This window comes from Streptomyces sp. NPDC053076, assembly GCF_044546845.1.
Taxonomy (GTDB): Bacteria; Actinomycetota; Actinomycetes; order Streptomycetales; family Streptomycetaceae; genus Streptomyces.
On record NZ_JBITZL010000001.1, the window covers coordinates 840738 to 856590 of the forward strand.

Below are 15853 nucleotides of genomic sequence, written 5' to 3' on the forward strand. Positions count from 1 at the left end.
CGCAGGACTGTGGCTCCCTGCCGTCCGTGTGCCGTCACCAGCACATGACCGCCGTCTCTCCCGACCCCCACGTGGAGTACAGGCGGACCCGGACGGCATAACGCCGGCCCCTGACGAGCCGGACCCGCACGGCGGCGTTGTCCGGCGTGCCGCCGTCGTCGTGGCCCGCGAGGAAACGCGGCACCCCGTCGCGCTCCTCGAAGACCACCAGCACGGTGTCCGCGTCGCCGAAGGCACCCACGGTGTACTCGCGGGTCTCCGGCGGTTCCACGGCGAAGTCCGCCTGCTCAACCGGCCCGAGCCCGAGCGGCGCGGAGCGGAAGGGCGGCAGCCCGGCCGGACCGGAGGGCGCCGCCGGCGGATACCAGCGGAGCACGAACTCCTTGTCCCCCAGGGTGCCCGCCCGCCGTGCCGGACGCCTGAGTCGAGGACTACTCAAGTCAGCCTGTATCAGAACTGAGTACGCGCGCTCTGAACGATGTGAGGACTGACGAGCAGGACGCGACGGCCCCGGAACTCCCCTGGCCGTTCACCGGCCGGACGAACGAACTGGAGCTGGTGCGCGGTGCGCTGACCGCGGGCCGGCCCGGCATCGCGGTGACCGGCCCGGCGGGCCACGGCAAGACCCGGCTGATCACGGAGGCGGCCCGGGGCAGCGACCACGCCCGGGTGACCGGTACCCCCGAGGCCCGGGACCTGCCCCTCGCGGCGTTCGCGCACCTGCTCCCCGACACCGTGTCGCTGCCCCGCGCGGTCCGGACGCTGTCCGGCGTGCGGGTCCTCGTCGTGGACGACGCCCAGCTGCTGGACGAGACCTCCGCCGCCCTGGTGCACCAGCTGGCCGTGCACGGGCGCACCCGCCTGATCGTGACCGCGACGGACGACGGGCCCGCGCCCGCCGCCGTGTCCCGGCTGTGGACCGGGGAGCTGCTGCCCCGGCTCGCGCTCGAACCGCTACCCCGTGAGGACACCGCCCGGCTGCTCGCCGGCGCCGGCCTGGAACCGCTGACCGTGCGCCGGCTGCACCAGGCGTGCCGGGGCGATCTGCGGCTGCTGCGCGACCTGGTGGCCGCGCTCGCCGGATCAGGCCGGCTGTCGCCCGTCCCCGGCACCGGCGAACGGGCCTGGCGAGGCCCGCTGCCGGTCACCCCGGCCGTCCGGGAACGGCTCGCCCCCGCCCTGGAGCGGTCCGGCCCCGGCGAACGGGCCACCCTCGAGCGCCTCGCCTTCGCCGAGCCCCTGCCGGTGCCGCTGGACGAACTGGAACCGGACGTCCTCGAACGCCTGGAGGCGCACCGACTGATCCACGTCGGCGACCAGGGCGGCGTCACCCTCGCCCACCCCCTGCACGGCGCCGCGTTGCGGGCCACCGCCGGCCGGCTGCGCACCCGTCGGCCGGCCCGTGCCGCCGACGCGCATGGCCCCGCGCTCGCCGCCGAACAGCGCACCCTGCTACGGCGGATGGCGCAGCTGGACGTCCGGCCCCTGCCGACGCCGGTGGGGGAGTGGCTGGTGGCGGAGGGCCTCCCGCTGCCGGCCGGATACGCCGGGATCCGTGCCCGGTTCGCCCGTCTGCGCGGTGAGCTGCGGGAGGCCGCGGCATGGGCCCGGGAGGGGCTGCGGGAGACTCCGTCGGACACCGGGTGCCATGCGGAACTGCGGCTTTCGGAAGGCCGGCCGGGGGACGGCGGTGATCCGGACGACGTCCACGCGGTCTACGCGGCCGTACGCCTCGGCGCGCCCGAGCGGGCGGTGGGGCGGTTGCCGGCCGGGAGTGTGCTCGCCCGGCACGCGGACGCGCTGGCCCGCGGTGACGGGGCCGCGCTGGACCGGGCCGCGGAGGCGCTGGCCGAGCGGGGGTTCCTGCTGTACGCGGCGGAGGCACGTGCGCAGGCCGTGCGCGCGCATCGTGATCCACGGGCCGCGCGGCGTTCTCGTGCCCGGGCACTGGCGCTCGCCCGGCGGTGTGCCGGTGCCCGTACGCCGGCCCTGGCCGGCCTCGTCCTCGGTGACCTCACCGCCCGGCAGCAGCAGGTCGTCACCCTGGCGGCCGCCGGGCTGAGCAATCGGGAGATCGCCGAGAGACTGACGCTGTCGGTGCGGACGGTCGGCAATCACCTGTACAGCGCGTACACGCGCCTCGGCACGGGGGACCGCGGGGCGTTGCCGGCGCTGATGGACGCGCCGGAGAGGGCGACGGCGTAGGAGAGCCCCCGCAGACCCGCTCCCGCTCCCGGGCACGGCGTGAGTGCGGGGGCGGCGGGGACGTGGACGTGAGTACGGGCCTGGGCGTGAGTGCGGGCCCCGGCGCCGGCCTGAGTGCGGGCGCGGGCGCGGGCGCGGGCTTGGGTTCGGGCGCGGGCACGGGCTGGGTTCGGGCGCGGGCTTGGGTTCGGGCGCGTCGTGACCGCTCGCGCCGGTCCCGGTGGGGCTGTCCATCGACCCGGCCCCGCTTGTCCGGGTCGGCCGTCTCGGGTGCCGAGGCAGCCTTGCGCAGCCCCGCTTGTCCGGGTCGGCCGTCTTGGGTGCCGAGGCGTCCTCACGCAGGCCCGCTTGTCTCGGTCGGCCGTCATCGGCGCCGAGGCGTCCTTGCGCCGTCCCGTGTGTCCGGGGCGGCCGTCTCGGGTGCCGAGGCAGCCTTGCGCAGCCCCGCGTACGGGCCGGTCACCGTCGGTGGGCGCCCTGTGTCCTCACGCCGCCCCGAACGCCGCGAATGCCCAGCCCGTCGCCTGGTGGGCCGGGTCACCGGGCAGGACCGCGCGGGCGTCGCGGAGGGCCTCGGCCAGGGAGAGGCCCGCGCCGAGGCCCTTGTGGAGGGCGAGCATCAGCGGCACCACGGCCGCGTCGTTCACCGGGGCGCTGCTCGCCACCACCCCGGCGGTGCCCAGTGGCAGCAACGCCGTGACCAGTCCGAGGAGTTCGTCGGCGCCGACCGAGGCGAGCCGGGCGGTGTCGCAGCTGGAGAGGATGATCCGGTGAGGGCTGCGGGCCAGGCGCTCGAAGTCGTGCACGATCAGCGGGCCGTCGGCCATCCGGAGGGCGGAGAACAGGGGGCTGTCCGCGCGGAACGTACCGTGCGCCGCGAGGTGCGCGAGGCCCGCGCCGTCGAGCTCCGCCAGCACCCGGGGCACCTGGGCGTCGTCGCCCTCCAGGACCGTCGCCGTGCCGTACCGGTGGGCCAGCTCGGGGACCTCCGCGCCACCGGACGCGAGACCCGGTCCGCGCACCAGCACCGCGCGGCCGTCCGGCGGCGGCACCGTCTCCCGGGCGCGCAGCCAACTGCCCGCCGACGGCGACACACTGAGCACCCGCTCCCGCAGCGCGGGCAGCAACGCCCACGGCACCCGGTGCAGCGCCCCCGGCGGCACGATCACCACCGGGCCCGAGCCGAGCCGCGACGCCGCCCCGGCCAGCAGCAGCTCCTGAAGCCGCCGGCCGGCCGCCTCCACCACCGGCAGCCGGGCCTCGGCCCCCGGGTGCGCGAGCCGCCGCAGCCCGGCCTGCACGTGCTCGGCCTCGGCCACCGCCTCCGCCAGCGACCCGCCGGCGAAGCGCCGTACCTTGCCCTGCCCGCACAGCAGGACGTGCACCCGGCCGTCGACCACGGCCAGTTCGACCAGCCGCACGTCACCGAGCCGGTCCAGGAGCCGGCCCACGTCGAAGCGGTCCCCGGCGTCGGCGGCGGCACTACCCATGTGCCGGGTGCGGGAACGGATCTCCCGCTCCAGGCGCCGCCGTTCGCGCTCCAGCGCCGGCACCGGGCGGCCGTCCATCCGGGCGGCCTCCGCCCGGGCCGCGATCTCCCGGTAGGCGGTCAGCCCGCTCAGCAGCGCCGGATCGTCGGGCGGCCGGGTCGGGGGCGCGGACAGCACGGTCGCCCGCCACCGCTCGCTCCACCCCAGCAGCCGCCGCGGGCTGCCCTGGGCGAGACTCACCTCCTGTGCCAGTGCGGCCAGTTCGGCGCCGTGCGTGCTGGTGTGGGCGCGCAGTTCCGAGGCGCCCAGCGTCATCCGGTGGTCGTCCAGCACGTCCAGGCCGCGCCGGCACGCCTCCAGCACCCCCCGCCGGGAGCCGGCCGCCTGCGCCCGCAGTGCCTGCGCCGCCCAGCCGGTGACCCGGGCCGGCGCGGGCCCGCAGTGCCGGCTGCGGGCGGCCACCGCCAAGTGCCGTTCCGCGTCCGCCGTCCATCCCAGCGCCAGGGCGATCCGCCCGGCGAGCAGCGAAGCCTCCGGCGCGGCGGGTGAGCCGAAGGAGGCCAGCCGCTCGGCGACCGCCGCCGCGTCCGCGACCATCCGCCCCGACCGGCGCCCGGTCGCCGTCCGTGCCTCGATCAGCACCAGCCGGGCGTGCGTCTCCCACCACGTCCGGCGCTGCGCCGCGAACAGCCGTACGGCGACGGCGGCGCGGGCGATGGCGGTGTGCGCGTCCCCCGCCGCGCGGGCTGCCCAGGAGGCGGCGAGCAGCAGCTCGGCCTTGCGGGTGGACTGCCCGCCGATCCGGTCCAGCAGCGTGCTCGCCGCGTCCGCCTCGGCCAGCGCCTCCGGGGCGAGCCCCGCCGCCATCAGCACCTCGCAGCGCCGGATCGACAGGTTGTACGTCGGGGTGTCGAGCTTGGCGTAGCGTTCCTCGGCCTCGTCCAGCAGCCGCAGCGCCGCGGGGATGTCCCCCGACCGGAACGCGGCCAGCCCCCGGCTCTCCACCGCGTCCGCCTTGTCGTGTTCCTGGCCGGTGGTGTCCCACAGCCGTTCCGCCGCCGTGAAGTCGGCGACCGCCCGGTCCACCGCGCCGAGCGCCAGGTGCACGGTGGCCCGCAGGGTCAGTGCCCGGGCGGTCCAGATGTCGTCGGCGACCTGCCGCAGCACCGGCAGCGCCCGTCGTACGTCCTCCAGTGCCTCCCGGTGACGGCCCAGCACCCACCACACATAGGCCCGCCGGTACAGCACCCGGGCCCGGGTGTGCCCGCTGCCCCGGGCGACCCCCCGCTCGAAGGATGCGAGCCCCTGCCGTGTGCGCCCCGCATGCACCAGTGCGACCCCCAGTGTCGCGAGCACATCGGCCTCCCGGTCGGCCGACTCGGCGCGCGCGGCCAGGTCCCGGGCCCGCCGCAGATGCCGCAGCGCGATGCGCAGATCGCCGAAGTCCCGCTGCCAGATGCCCAGTACCTGATGGGCCACGCTGCCGTGCAGGGGGGACGGACCGGTACGCAGAAGGTGTTCCGCGCGTGCCCGGGCCTCGCGCGGATCGGCGAACACCATGGGCAGCAGTTCGAGAACCGGCTCGCTTCCCGCTGTCACGTCTCGCATGGTAGTGGCCCGCTGTATCAGACGGCGGTCCCGCGGCTCTCACTGTCGCACCGTCTTGAGGGGGAGGACACACATGGCACTACAGCGATTCCATGAGCAGTTCCACCACATCCAGCGCTCCCTGCCGGACGTCCCGCTGACCATGGGGCCGGACGACACCGCGGGTCTCCTCTACGAGAAGGGTGTCGTCCTCGTCCGGGACGGCGAGGAGGCCCGGTTCGTGGAGGACGCCGTGCGCACCCACTTCACCGAGACCGCGGGCCTCGTCCCCGACCATGTGCGGCGCGTGGGCCCGCGGGCCGGCCGCACCGGCGTGACCCGGATCCGGGTCGGGGACCCGGCGGAGGGCGAGGACACGGTGCCGCACGCCCTGCGCGCCGTACGGGAGGCCGAGGGCCGCCGGGGACGCCGGCTGGTGGGACGCAACCACGTGGTGCACATCGCGGTCAACGCCTGCCCCGGCGACGAGCCGGTGCCCGTCCCGCGTACCGAGCCCGCCAACCCGGCCGCCGCCGAGGGGAGTCACGACCCCGCCACCGCGGTCGGTGTCCTCGTGGTCGACACCGGCCTGATGCACGACCACCGCTCCTACCCGCTGCTCGCCCACACCACGGGCGACACCCAGCTGACCGAGACCGACGGCGACGGCGTGCTGCGCCAGTACGTCGGCCACGGCACGTTCATCGCCGCGCTCCTCGCGGCCGTCGCGCCCAACACCGACATCACCGTCCGGGGCACCCTCAACGACGCCGGGGCCGTCCTCGAGTCCGAGTTCGGCGCCCTGCTCTTCGAAGCGGTCGACCGGGACGGCTGGCCGGACATCATCAGCCTCTCGGCGGGCACCCCCAGCCGGGACACCGGCGGCCTGATCGGCCTCGACGCGTTCATGGGCGAACTACGCGACCACCGCACCCTGTTGGTGGCCGCCGCAGGCAACAACGGCGGCGACACCCCGTTCTGGCCCGCCGCCTACGCCGGACTGCCCGACTTCGCCGACACCGTGCTGTCGGTCGGTGCCCTCCGCGCGGACGGCGAGGGCGCGGCCTGCTTCACCAACCACGGTCCCTGGGTGCGCGCCCACGCCCTCGGCGAACGCCTCACCAGCGCCCTCACCGGTTTCACCGCGCCCGTGCCGTACGTCTACCAGCACTCCACCTACGACGCCTGCCGCTTCGGCGCCGACTACGTCTGCACCTGCCAGTACCCGCGCCACACCGGTGTGTTGAGCGAGGGCCGGGAGAGCACCGGCGCCAAGCCGGACCAGGTGATGTTCGACGGCCTCGCGCAGTGGAGCGGCACCTCCTTCGCCGCACCGGTGGCCGCGGGTCTCGTCGCCGCCCGGATGACGGCGTACCGGGAGCGCGACCCGCGCGCGGCCGCCGCCGCGCTGCTGGCGGCCACCGCGGACCGGGCCGAGGTGCGCGGGGCACACGTCCCGGCGCTCCGGCCGCCCACCTGGCTGCCCACCCCGGCCGCGGTCGCGGCTCTGCCCGCATGAGGGCCGGAACCCTCCCCTCCACGGCGTACGATGACGTGCCGTACACAAGGGGTGGAGTCGTGGACCGAACAGAGGTCGGCGCGTTGGTCCGGTCCGCCGTCGACGGGGACGCCGCGGCCTGGAAGGCGCTGGTGGAAGGGATGAGTCCGCTGGTGTGGTCGGTGGTGCGAGCACACCGGCTGTCGGACGCCGACGGGCACGAGGTCTTCCAGACCGTGTGGTTCCGCTTCGCCCAGCACCTGGGCCGGATACGGGAGCCCGACAAGGCCGGTGCCTGGCTGGCGAGTACGGCCCGCCACGAGTGTCTGAAGGTGCTCAGGGGCCTGGCCCGGCTGACCCTGACCGACGATCCGCGGGTGCTGGACCGGGCCAGTGAGGACCGGACGCCGGAGGAGTCGCTGATCGAAGCGGAGGAGGCGGCGGGCCGGGCCGAGCGGATCCGCCGGCTCTGGCAGGAGCTGGACGGACTGGGCGAGCGCTGCCGGCAGTTGCTGCGTGTGCTGATGGCCTCGCCGCCGCCCAGCTACGGGGAGATCTCGGCCGCGCTCGGCATCGCGGTCGGCAGCATCGGTCCGCTGCGCCAGCGCTGTCTGCGCCGGCTGCGGGCCCGGATGGACGGTCGGGGTGCGATGTGAACGGTGACGACGAGATGCCAGGGGAAGGGCGCCCGGACGAGGGCGGGTCGGCGGACGCGCTGCTGGAGGAGGAACTGCGCCAGGTCGCCGCGGTCCTGGACCCGGTCCCGGCCGCGCTGGTGCAGACGGCCCTGGACGCCTTCGCGTTGCACGACCTGGACGCCCGGCTCGCCGAGCTGACCTTCGACTCGCTCGTGGACGCGCTGCCGGTCAGGGGGGCCGTGGACGCGCCGCGCATGCTGACGTTCCGCGCGGGCGAGGTGACCGTCGACGTGGAGGTCACCGGAGACGGCCTGATCGGCCAGGTGCTGCCGCCGCGGTCCGCCCGGATCGAGGTGCTCGACGGCCCCGGGGCCGGCCGCCCGGTCGCGGCCGACACCCTCGGCCGGTTCACCAGCGACACCCCACCGGCCGGCCCGTTCGCCCTGCGGCTGCGGACCGGTGCGGAGGTGATCGTCACGGAGTGGCTACGGGCCTGAGGCGGCCCCGGGCGGGCTCAGGCGGGGGGCCGCACGGCGTCGACGAGCGCGGCCAGCGCCCCGGCCAGCCGGTCCAGACCCGCATGCGTCGGCCCGCCCGGCTCGCTCATGTAGGTGTCCCGGCGGATCTCCACCATCAGCGCGCCGACCCGGGCGTCTCTGCCGTAGAACTCCAGCGGTACGTACGTCCCGGCGAACGGGCTGTCCAGCCCCGTCTCCCCGCAGCCGGCGAACGCCTCGCGGGCGGCCCCGGTCAGCTCCGCCGGGGTGTGGAAGGTGTCCGTGCCCAGGCACACCGGCGGGCGCGGCCCGGTCCCGTGCAGCTCGTAGGGAAGCGGCTCGGACGGATACGAGTGCACGTCGATGACGACGGCGCGCCCGGTCGCGGCCAGCCGTCCGGCCACCGCCTCCCGCATGGCCTCGGCGTACGGCCGGAAGTAGCGGGCGAGCAGCGGCTCCGGGTCGGTGCCGACGGGCCGCAGCTCGTCGCGGTGCGTGGTGCGCGTGTAGACGGCGCCCATGCCGACGGCCGTCATCTCCTCCCGCTCGTCCGGGAACCGCTCCGGGTCCACGACCAGCCGCGACAGCCGGTTCACGAACCGCCAGGGCGTGAGCCCGGCCAGTTCCGCGGCCCGCCCGGCGATCTCGGCGGTGTGCGCGTCCGTGATGTGGTCCAGCTCCCGCTCCAGCGCGGCGTCGCCCAGCACGATGCCGTCGCGCACGTCTTCGGGTATCGCCCGTGCCGAGTGCGGTACGTGCAGCAGCACGGGCGACTCGGCGGCGCCGGGCAGGAGTTCGAAGGAGGGGGCGGGCTCGGTCACGGGCTGCTCCAGGGCTGGGGTCGGTGGCGTCGTACACGATCAAGGTGTCACACGGCACTGACAACGGGGAGGGGAGCCCGGCCGAGCGGTTCGGAGCGGAGCGGGACCGGCCGAGCAGCTCGGGCCGAGCGGACGGGTGAGCAGCTCGGGCGGAGTGGAGGGGTGAGCAGCTCGGGCGGAGTGGGACGGGCGAGCAGCTCGGGAGCACGACTCGCCCCGGCCGGGCGGTGCCGGCCGGGGCGAGTCGGGTGACCTGTGGCCGTGAGCGTCAGCTCAGGGAAGCCAGCGCCTCGTTCCAGGTGGCCGACGGGCGCATGACCGCGTCCGCCTTGGCCGGGTCGACCTGGTAGTAGCCGCCGATGTCGGCCGGCTTGCCCTGGACGGCGATCAGCTCCTCCACGACCTTCTGCTCGTTCGCGGCGAGCGTCTCGGCGAGCGGCGCGAACGCCTTCGCGAGGTCGGCGTCGTCGGTCTGCCGGGCCAGCTCCTGCGCCCAGTACAGGGACAGGTAGAAGTGGCTGCCGCGGTTGTCGATGCCGCCGACGCGACGGGTCGGGGACTTGTCCTCGTTGAGGAAGGTCGCCGTGGCGCGGTCCAGGGTGTCGGCGAGGACCTTGGCGCGGGTGTTGCCGGTGACCGTCGCGTACTGCTCGAAGGACGGGACGAGCGCGAAGAACTCACCGAGGGAGTCCCAGCGCAGGTAGTCCTCCTTGACCAGCTGCTGGACGTGCTTCGGCGCGGAGCCGCCGGCGCCCGTCTCGAACAGGCCGCCGCCCGCCATCAGCGGGACGACCGACAGCATCTTGGCGCTGGTGCCCAGCTCCAGGATCGGGAACAGGTCGGTCAGGTAGTCACGCAGCACGTTGCCGGTCACCGAGATGGTGTTCTCGCCGCGGCGGATGCGCTCCACCGACAGCTTGGTGGCCTCGACCGGGGAGAGGATCCTGATGTCCAGGCCCTCGGTGTCGTGCTCCGGCAGGTACTGCTCGACCTTGGCGATCAGCTGCGCGTCGTGGGCGCGGCCCGCGTCCAGCCAGAACACGGCCGGGTCGCCGGTGGCGCGGGCCCGCGTGACGGCCAGCTTGACCCAGTCCCGGATGGGGGCGTCCTTGGTCTGGCAGGCGCGGAAGATGTCGCCCGCGGAGACCGCCTGCTCGATCACGGCGTTGCCGGACGCGTCGACCAGACGGACCGTGCCGGTGACCGGGATCTCGAAGGTCTTGTCGTGGGAGCCGTACTCCTCGGCCTTCTGCGCCATCAGGCCGACGTTCGGGACCGAGCCCATGGTGGACGGGTCGTAGGCGCCGTTGGCCCGGCAGTCCTCGATGACGGCCTGGTAGACACCGGCGTAGGAGGAGTCCGGGATCACGGCCAGGGTGTCGTGCTCCTGGCCGTCCGGGCCCCACATGTGGCCGGAGGTGCGGATCATCGCCGGCATGGAGGCGTCGATGATGACGTCCGACGGCACGTGCAGGTTGGTGATGCCCTTGTCGGAGTCGACCATGGCGAGGGCCGGGCCCTCGGCGATCTCCGCGTCGAAGGATGCCTTGATCTCGGCGCCCTCGGGGAGGCTCTCCAGGCCCTTGAGGATGCCGCCGAGGCCGTCGTTCGGGGTCAGGCCGGCCGAGGCGAAGGTCTCGGCGTACTTCGCGAACGTCTTCGGGAAGAAGGCGCGCACCACGTGACCGAAGATGATCGGGTCGGAGACCTTCATCATCGTGGCCTTCAAATGCACGGAGAACAGGACGCCCTCCTCCTTGGCCCGGGCGATCTGCGCGGTCAGGAACTCGCGCAGGGCGGCCGTGCGCAGCACGGAGGCGTCGACGACCTCGCCGGCCAGGACCGGTACGGACTCGCGCAGCACGGTGGTGGAGCCGTCGTCGCCGACCAGCTCGATGCGCAGCGCGCCGTCCTCGGCGATGGTCACGGACTTCTCGGTGGAGCGGAAGTCGTTCTCGCCCATGGTCGCCACGTCGGTCTTGGACTCGGAGGTCCAGGCACCCATGCGGTGCGGGTGGGTCTTGGCGTAGTTCTTCACCGAGGCCGGGGCGCGGCGGTCGGAGTTGCCCTCCCGCAGCACGGGGTTGACGGCGGAGCCCTTGATCTTGTCGTAGCGGGCGCGGATCTCGCGCTCCTCGTCGGTCTTCGGGTCGTCCGGGTAGTCCGGCAGCGCGTAGCCCTTGGCCTGAAGCTCGGCGACGGCCGCCTTCAGCTGCGGGATGGACGCCGAGATGTTCGGCAGCTTGATGATGTTGGCCGCCGGGGTCTTGGCCAGCTCGCCCAGCTCGGTCAGCGCGTCCGGGATGCGCTGGTCCTCGTTCAGGTACTCCGGGAAGACGGCGATGATGCGCCCGGCCAGCGAGATGTCACGCGTCTCCACGGGCACACCGGCCTGCGAGGCATACGCCCGGATCACCGGCAGGAACGAATGCGTCGCCAGGGCCGGGGCCTCGTCTGTGTAGGTGTAGATGATGGTCGAGTCAGTCACCGGGTGCTCCGCTCCACGTCTGCAACATTGCTCGACATCAAGATATCTCGTGATCGGGGTCGGCTCGACAGGGGTCCTGGCCGGAAATCGCGCCGTCCGCCATCTCGCGCGCGATCCAGCGGCAGATCACATCCACCACGTACACGTGTTCGAAGCGGGTCAGCTCGCGTCCCTTGGGGATGCCGTGCCAGCGCTGCAGACAGCTCCGGCAGCAGGTGGCGGTCGCGTGCTGGGCCACGAACACCGGGTGACCGCGGTACGGCGTCTGCCTGCCGTCCTTGTACGGCTCGGCCGGCGCCAGCCGCTTGGCGATCAGGTCGTACGCGTGCCATCGGAGGGTCGCCGGGCCTTTCAGCCGGGCGGTCGCCCGGTCCCGCCCGCGCAGGTGGAACTTCGCCCGGAACGGCTGCCGGGCGAGGGCCTCGAGCCGCCGGTCGATCGAGAGGGGGTCGCGGGCGCCCCGCCCGGGGGAGCGGGGGTCGCCGGACGGCCGCTCGGGTGGGCCCGGGAAGCGGGGGTCGCCGGACGGCTGCTCGGGTGGGCCCGGGGAGCGGGGGTCGCCGGACGGCTGCTCGGGTGGGCCGGGGACGGTGGAGGAATTCATACCTCTTCGAGCCTAATGCGTGGCCGAGCGTCGGCCGTGGCCCACTCGGCGCGCCGGCCGCCGGTCAGGACACGGGGTCCGTCCGGTGCCAGGGGCTCGGCCCGGTGCCCTGGTGCCAGGCCCCCAGCTCGTCGCCGTTCACGCAGACGATTCCGCACTGGAGGGCGTACTCGAGGGCGGGTGCCGTGAAGTCGCTGGTGGTGACCACGGCCGCGACGTCGGCCTCGTGGATGGTGAAGCAGGTACCGCCGAAGCGCTGCATGTCCTGGGAGCCGACCTTGTTGGTGTCACCGTACTGCTTGCACTGGATGACCACGCGTCGGCCGTCCGGGACGATCGCGACGACGTCTGCCCCCAAGTCGCCCGCGCCTCCGACCACTTCCACCTCCCGGCAGCCGTCGCGGGCGCACAGCTCCGCCACCGCCTGCTCGAAACCATCGGGGTCGAGCTCGGCGAAGCAGGTCCCGCTGCCGGGACGAGCGGCGTCCAGCGCCGCCTCCGGGTCCAGCGGCACGGTGACGGACCACGTCGACTCCGGCGCCGCAAGGTCCTCGGCGCCGTCCGGGGCCGCCGGGGCGGGGACGCCGAGGGGCCGGGCCGGCGTGCCGATGCCTGCGGCGGGAGCGACCACCTCTCCCGTGGCCGCGGCGCCGAGGCTGGCCGACGCCTTCTCCGCCGCCTCCTCCAGTGCCCGGGCGGCCCGGCGCGCGTACCTCCCGGCGGACCGCCGGCGCCGGCTCGACCGGAACCTCAGCGCGCCGGCCAGGCCGAGCACCGCCAGGACACCGGCCCAGAGCGGGCGGCGTTCGACGATCCCCGCCGCCGTGCGCCCCAGGAACGCCAGGAGGCACAGGATGAGCGCGAGCAGCAGGAAGAACATCGCGGTCGTCCGCAGATCGAAGCGCCGGGCGCGCTCCACGGGCCGATCCTGGCGCACGGGTATGGTCATGCCGGCTACCTCCGGGACGGTGACGACGAAGATCTTCCGTCTACGGATGCCCAAGATCGCCGACCGCTCTCGTGGTTCGTACCGACGGGCACCGGCGGCGGACGGGCAACCTCGCCGCACCCGCTCCCGGGCGGACCGTGCTCGCCGGCCCCCCGCGTCCCTCGCGGACCGTGCTCGCCGGCACCCGCTCCCTCGCGGACCGTGCTCGCCGGCCCCCGCGTCCCTCGCGAACCGCGGTGTCCTAGTCGGCCAGCGACGGGTCGCCGATGACGACGCCCTCCTCCCCGCTCCGCTGCTGCGGAATCACCACCGACCCCTGCTGGAGCGCGACCGTGCGGGTGGGGGCCGGGATGCGGATGCCCTCCGCGCGGTAGCGGCGGTGCAGGCGCTTGATGAATTCGTGCTTGATCCGGTACTGGTCGCTGAACTCGCCCACGCCGAGGATCACCGTGAAGCCGATCCGGGAGTCGCCGAAGGTGTGGAAGCGGACGGCGGCCTCGTGGTCGCGGACCGCGCCGGTGACGTCCGTCATGACCTCCGTGACCACCTCCGCGGTCACTCGCTCGACATGCTCCAGGTCGGAGTCGTAGCTCACGCCCACCTGCACCAGGACGGTCAGTTCCTGCTCGGGCTGCGTGTAGTTGGTCATGTTGGCCTTGGCGAGCTGGCCGTTGGGGATGACCACCAGGTTGTTGGAGAGCTGGCGGACGGTCGTCTGGCGCCAGTTGATGTCCACGACATAGCCCTCCTCGCCGCTGCTGAGCCGGATGTAGTCGCCCGGCTGGACGGTCTTGGAGGCGAGGATGTGGATGCCCGCGAAGAGGTTGGCGAGCGTGTCCTGCAGGGCCAGGGCGACGGCCAGACCGCCCACACCCAGGGCGGTGAGCAGGGGAGCTATGGAGATGCCGAGGGTCTGCAGGACGATCAGGAAGCCGATCGCCAGGACCAGGACGCGGGTGATGTTCACGAAGATCGTCGCCGAGCCCGCCACACCCGAGCGGGACTGGGTGACCGAGCGGACCAGGCCGGCGATCACCCGGGCCGCGGAGAACGTCACCACGATGATCAGCCAGACCTGGAGCACCTGGTTGACGTGGTGCTGGACGGTCCGGGTCAGTGGCAGCACGGCCGCTGCCGACGCCGCCCCGCCCGCGATCGCGGCCCAGGGGACGACCGAGCGCAGCGCGTCCACGATGACGTCGTCGCCGCTCCAGCGGGTCCGCTTGGCGTGCCCCGCCAGCCAGCGCAGCAGGGTGCGCGACATGAAGGCGAGCACCAGGCCCGCCGCCAGGGCGATGCCGGCGAGGACGAGGTCGTCCAGGCTCAGCGCGCGGTTCACCGGTCACCTCCGGGGCGCGAAGCCGCTGCGGGAGGCCGGTTGTGAAGTCTCGTCACGTTGTCACCTGCTCGATGTCCGGGATGTGCGACCGCGCCGGCCCCGGAACTCCGGTGACCGGCGCGCTCGTTCATCCTGCCGTATCCGGCGCACCAGTTCGTACCGGGACCGGCGCACTCCGGGCAGCCGGCTCAGACGATGCCCTCCGCGAGTTCCGCCTGGTCACGGTCGTTGCCGTAGGCGGCGGTGGTGGGAGTGCCGTACGACCTGCGGGCGACGTACCACCAGACGCTGGCGAGAACCAGCACCACGGCGAGGGCGACGGACGCGTAGTTCATCGTGTCGACCGTGACCGGCGACGCCTGCGGCAGGCAGAACAGAACCGTCACGCAGGCCACCCACACCACCGCGATCCAGCCGATCGGCCTGCTCCAGCGGCCCAGATGCCACGGCCCCGGCCGGAAGCGGTCGCCCGCCCGCAGCCGCAGGAACACGGGAATGGCGTAGGCCGGGGTGATGCCGATGACGTTGATGGCGGTCACCGCGTTGTACGCCGTCGCCGAGTACAGCGACGGCAGGGCGAGGACGCCGGCCACGACGACGGACAGCCAGACGGCGGCCACCGGGGTCTGGGTACGACCGCTCACCTTGCGCCACAGGTGCGAGCCGGGCAGCGCCCCGTCCCGGCTGAACGCGAACACCATCCGGCTGGCCGCGGCCACCTCGGCGTTCCCGCAGAACAGCTGGGCGATGATCACGACGAGCAGCAGCGCGCTGGCGCCGCCGGTGCCGAGACCGTCCAGCATGATCTGGGCGGGCGGCACACCGGTGTCGGTGGTGCGGGTGGCGTCGTAGTCCTGGATGGCGAAGGTCAGACCGGCCAGCAGCACGAAACCGGCGAGCCAGGAGACCCAGATCGCGCGGACTATGCCCCGCGACGCGGCCACCGAGGCGTGCGAGGTCTCCTCCGACAGGTGGGCGGAGGCGTCGTAGCCGGAGAAGGTGTACTGCGCGAGCAGCAGGCCGATCGCGGCCACGTACAGCGGGTTGTCCCAGCCGGTCTCGTTGACGAACTTGGTGAACACGAAGGACGGCGACTGGTGGTGATCGGGGACGATGGCCAGCGCGCCGACGATCAGCGCGACGCCCGCCAGGTGCCACCACACGCTGATGGAGTTGAGCAGGCTGACCAGGTGCACACCGAACAGGTTCAGCGTCGCGTGCAGCAGCAGGATGGCGCAGAAGATCAGCATGGTCTTGCCGGGCGTCGGCTCGAAGCCCCACTGGATGTTGGCGAACGCGCCGGTGAACAGGGCCGCGCCGTAGTCGATGCCGGCGATCGCGCCGAGCAGGCCCAGCAGGTTCAGCCAGCCCGTGTACCAGCCCCAGCGCCGTCCGCCGAGCCGGTCCGCCATGTAGTACAGCGCGCCTGAGGTCGGATAGGCGCTGGTGACCTCGGCGAGCGCGAGACCCACGCACAGCACGAACAGGCCGACGCCCGCCCAGCCCCACAGCATCACGGCGGGGCCGCCGGTGTTCATGCCGTAGAGGTACAGGGTCATGCAGCCGGACAGGATCGAGATCACCGAGAAGCTGATCGCGAAGTTGCCGAAGCCGCCCATGCGGCGGGCCAGCACCGGCCGGTAGCCGAGTTCACGCAGGCGCTGTTCCTCGTCCTGCTGCGGCAGGCCGGGGGAGGGGGCGGGCGACGGATCGGGGGTGGGGGACACGCGGAGACCT

Annotated in this window: 11 protein-coding genes and 1 pseudogene; 4 read left to right on the forward strand and 8 right to left on the reverse strand. The window is 73.9% G+C overall.

The window, feature by feature from the left end:
• Positions 1-34: 34 nt before the first annotated feature.
• A pseudogene (locus ACIGYR_RS03395) lies at positions 35-394 on the reverse strand (hypothetical protein); the annotation flags it as partial.
• Between the two features lie 86 nt (positions 395-480).
• Between ACIGYR_RS03395 and ACIGYR_RS03400 the strand changes: the two are divergent.
• A complete protein-coding gene (locus ACIGYR_RS03400; RefSeq protein WP_399602498.1) occupies positions 481-2205 on the forward strand; it encodes a LuxR C-terminal-related transcriptional regulator in 1725 nt (574 codons plus the stop codon).
• A 485-nt stretch (positions 2206-2690) separates the two neighbouring features.
• On the opposite strand, the gene ACIGYR_RS03405 is transcribed toward ACIGYR_RS03400, so the two are convergent.
• On the reverse strand, positions 2691-5303 hold the full coding sequence (locus ACIGYR_RS03405; protein ID WP_399602501.1) for a CHAT domain-containing protein: 2613 nt from the start codon (positions 5301-5303) through the stop codon (positions 2691-2693).
• Between the two features lie 73 nt (positions 5304-5376).
• Between ACIGYR_RS03405 and ACIGYR_RS03410 the strand changes: the two genes are divergently transcribed.
• Genes ACIGYR_RS03410 through ACIGYR_RS03420 form a run of 3 tightly spaced genes read left to right on the forward strand, consistent with a single transcriptional unit; the run spans position 5377 to position 7915 of the window.
• The gene (locus tag ACIGYR_RS03410; protein ID WP_399602504.1) at positions 5377-6801 is read left to right on the forward strand and encodes a S8/S53 family peptidase; all 1425 of its coding nucleotides are present in this window, start codon (positions 5377-5379) and stop codon (positions 6799-6801) included.
• The gene (locus tag ACIGYR_RS03415) at positions 6798-7436 is read left to right on the forward strand and encodes an RNA polymerase sigma factor (protein ID WP_391838162.1); all 639 of its coding nucleotides are present in this window, start codon (positions 6798-6800) and stop codon (positions 7434-7436) included. Before ACIGYR_RS03410 ends, ACIGYR_RS03415 begins: the two co-directional genes overlap by 4 nt.
• A gap of 14 nt (positions 7437-7450) precedes the next feature.
• Complete coding sequence (locus tag ACIGYR_RS03420) at positions 7451-7915, forward strand: hypothetical protein (protein ID WP_391838160.1); 465 nt, start codon at positions 7451-7453, stop codon at positions 7913-7915.
• 17 nt (positions 7916-7932) lie between these two features.
• Here the strand turns inward: ACIGYR_RS03420 and ACIGYR_RS03425 are convergent, their stop codons facing one another.
• The 6 genes from ACIGYR_RS03425 to ACIGYR_RS03450 form a co-directional block, all read right to left on the reverse strand.
• Positions 7933-8736 carry an N-formylglutamate amidohydrolase gene (locus tag ACIGYR_RS03425; protein ID WP_399602508.1) on the reverse strand — a complete coding sequence of 268 codons (804 nt, stop codon included), beginning with the start codon at positions 8734-8736 and terminating at the stop codon, positions 7933-7935.
• Positions 8737-9004: 268 nt separating this feature from the next.
• Positions 9005-11224, reverse strand: a complete 2220-nt coding sequence (locus ACIGYR_RS03430) for an NADP-dependent isocitrate dehydrogenase (protein WP_391838156.1) — start codon at positions 11222-11224, stop codon at positions 9005-9007.
• A gap of 37 nt (positions 11225-11261) precedes the next feature.
• Positions 11262-11828, reverse strand: a complete 567-nt coding sequence (locus ACIGYR_RS03435) for a DUF4186 domain-containing protein (protein ID WP_399602511.1) — start codon at positions 11826-11828, stop codon at positions 11262-11264.
• 64 nt (positions 11829-11892) lie between these two features.
• Positions 11893-12777 carry a restriction endonuclease gene (locus ACIGYR_RS03440; RefSeq protein WP_399602513.1) on the reverse strand — a complete coding sequence of 295 codons (885 nt, stop codon included), beginning with the start codon at positions 12775-12777 and terminating at the stop codon, positions 11893-11895.
• 241 nt (positions 12778-13018) lie between these two features.
• Positions 13019-14116: a mechanosensitive ion channel family protein gene (locus ACIGYR_RS03445; RefSeq protein WP_399602514.1), complete on the reverse strand. Its 1098-nt coding sequence runs from the start codon at positions 14114-14116 to the stop codon at positions 13019-13021.
• A 188-nt stretch (positions 14117-14304) separates the two neighbouring features.
• Complete coding sequence (locus tag ACIGYR_RS03450) at positions 14305-15843, reverse strand: amino acid permease (RefSeq protein ID WP_391838148.1); 1539 nt, start codon at positions 15841-15843, stop codon at positions 14305-14307.
• Positions 15844-15853: the final 10 nt, after the last annotated feature.